Annotated in this window: 1 protein-coding gene and 1 pseudogene; both read left to right on the top strand. The window is 62.8% G+C overall.

The window, feature by feature from the left end:
- Nucleotides 1-152 precede the first annotated feature (152 nt).
- Nucleotides 153-683: pseudogene (locus tag WDW90_RS36660) on the top strand (ATPase domain-containing protein); the annotation flags it as partial.
- Nucleotides 683-1,723, top strand: a complete 1,041-nt coding sequence (locus WDW90_RS36655) for a sensor histidine kinase (RefSeq protein ID WP_336492648.1) — start codon at nucleotides 683-685, stop codon at nucleotides 1,721-1,723. The pseudogene WDW90_RS36660 and the gene WDW90_RS36655, both read left to right, overlap by 1 nt.
- Nucleotides 1,724-1,965 lie beyond the last annotated feature (242 nt).

Here is a 1,965-nt window from a genome sequence, read left to right as displayed (position 1 = left end):
AGAGGCGCTCGACCTCTCGGCCATTCTCGACACCTACACCGAGGAGCGCGGCTACCCGCCCTACCATCCCGGCATGATGGTGGCGCTCCTGCTCTACGGGTACACCATGGCGGGGCGAGCCCCTGAGGCAGCACGAGTAAGCGCCTACTATGGACCTTGAGCCGCATGTGAGGGCCGGGACGCTGCGCATCGAGCAGATCGACCCGGCTGAAATCTCACCCGGCGAACTTGCTGCCATCGTGCAGGATGCGGTCGAACGGCACGGCATCCGGATGGTGGTGATCGACTCCCTGACCGGCTACCACAACGCCCTGCCGGAGGAGCACTACCTGCTGCTCCAAATGCACGAATTGCTGACCTACCTGAACCAGCAGGGCGTGATGACGCTTCTCATCCTGGCGCAGCACGGGATGGTTGGGCAGATGGCCGCGAACGTTGATCTCACCTACCTCAGCGACACCATCTTGCTCTTCCGCACTTTCGAGGCCGGTGGACAGCTACGGCGTGCGATCTCGGTGGTGAAGAAGCGCACGGGCGGGCACGAGAACACGATCCGCGAGTTGCGGATCGATTCGCAGGGCATCCGCGTTGGCGAGCCTCTGAGCAGTTTCCGGGGTGTGATGACGGGTGTTCCAACTTTCGAGGGAGAGCAGGCATCACTGCTATCTAGCCGAGAGCAGTGATGAGCGATGTTCAAGGGTCGGTCCTGATCCTGGCCCCGAGCGGCCGGGATGCGGAGGTTGCAGCGGTCATCCTCGCCGAGGAGCGGATCACATCACGCGTCTGCCACTCGCTGCCGGAGTTGGTGGCTGGGCATGACGCGGCCTGCTGTGCTGTCGTCACAGAAGAAGCGCTTCTCGCCGAGAACCGGCAGGCGCTGGCAGACTGGATCGCACAGCAGCCGCCGTGGTCCGATTTTCCGTTCATCCTGCTGACGCTGCGAGGTGCCGAGCCCGATCCGCGCCTGACCGAAACGCTTGGCAATGTGAGCTTGCTCGAACGCCCATTTCATCCGGCCACGCTGGTGATGGCAGTTCGGTTCGCCTACCGGGGCCGGCGGCGGCAGCACCAAGCGAAGGTTTATCTCGAAGAAAGGGAGCGCACGGCCGAGCGTCAGACGCTGCTGATTCGGGAGCTTCACCACCGGGTGAAGAACACGCTGGCGACTGTGCAGGGGCTGCTCGGCGCATCTGCACGGTCTGCGACGAGCGTTGAGAACTTCTACTCGTCCTTCTCGGCGCGGATCATCTCGTTGGCGAAGACGCACAACCTGCTCACTGAGGATTATTGGCAGCAGGCATCTCTGCGCGAGATGCTGGAGAACGAACTTGGCCCCTACAACGACGCCGGAGGCACCCGCATCCAGCTTGATGGGCCAAGAATCGAGTTGATCGGCGATCTTGCCGTTCCGACCGGGATGGCCATTCACGAACTCGCCACGAACGCGGCCAAGCACGGCGCGCTATCGGTTCCAGAAGGACGCATCAAAGTCACCTGGGACGTGCGGTGCGCCGACACGAAGCGCATTCTGGCTCTTGATTGGCGGGAGCTTGGCGGCCCACTCGTGCAGCAGCCGACGCGAAAGGGCTTCGGCTCGACACTGCTTCAGCGCGTGCTGAAGGTGCAGTGCGAGGCGGAGATCGCGTTCGACTTCCAGTCATCCGGATTGCATTTTCGAATGGAAGCCCCGGTGCCAGACAAGCGGGCTGTGCCATCCTACTGAACGTACGTCTCGTGGCGGTCGGTTGGATCAGCCGCGTCCGATCATCCATCCAGGCCCGTCTGTCTGTGTCTAAGGCTTATCTTGCATGGCCTGAAGATACGAGCGTCGGCACTTCAGGGCCGAGAGGACGCCCTCGATCTCCGTGAACCGCAGCGGGTTTTCCGGAGGCTCCGACTCTTGAGAGACTGGAGCCATGACGAAGCATACCCCACCCTTTGCCCCCGAGGTCCGCGAGCGGGCAG

The sequence above is a fragment of the Methylobacterium nigriterrae genome (assembly GCF_037106235.1).
Classification (GTDB): Bacteria; Pseudomonadota; Alphaproteobacteria; order Rhizobiales; family Beijerinckiaceae; genus Methylobacterium; species Methylobacterium nigriterrae.
This window is presented reverse-complemented; position numbering and strand designations above follow the sequence as displayed.